A 466-nucleotide genomic window follows, 5' to 3' on the forward strand; every position below is an offset into this window, starting at 1 on the left:
GCGAAAAACTTCCAGGCTGATTAACAGGGTAATAATCCAGCCTATATAGCCAACGAGAACTATCAAGGCTGGATTCAAGCAATAAGTGCAATCGACTCCCCAGTGTAGACTTCGAGCGGTGTTCGCCCACCTAAAACTTTTCGAGGCATGGTGTTTATCAATAATTCCATCGTACTGATGTCATCCTTTGTCAGACCTCCTAAAGCCATCTTCTTCGGATAGGTTCGTCTAATAATACCATTGGTATTTTCGTTCGTTCCCCGCTGATAACTGGCGTAAGGCTTGGCAAAAAATATATCAGCATTTACAGCTTCAGATACTCTTGCATGAGCGGCAAATTCCCCGCCGTTATCCTGTGTAATAGTGCAAACTGATGATACTCGGCCGAGTAGGTTGATCATTGTGTCAGCTACCGTTTCTGCTTGCTTGGTATCTACCTTACCAATAAGGGTATAGCGGCTTTTAC

1 protein-coding gene is annotated in these 466 nt (G+C 44.2%); it reads right to left on the reverse strand.

Annotated features, from left to right (window positions below; genetic code table 11):
• Window positions 1-74: 74 nt before the first annotated feature.
• A partial coding sequence (locus CWC18_RS20820; RefSeq protein ID WP_138676054.1) for an IS30 family transposase occupies window positions 75-466 on the reverse strand: 392 nt, incomplete at its 5' end.

It is taken from the genome of Pseudoalteromonas aurantia (assembly GCF_005886875.1).
Classification (GTDB): domain Bacteria; phylum Pseudomonadota; class Gammaproteobacteria; order Enterobacterales; family Alteromonadaceae; genus Pseudoalteromonas; species Pseudoalteromonas aurantia_A.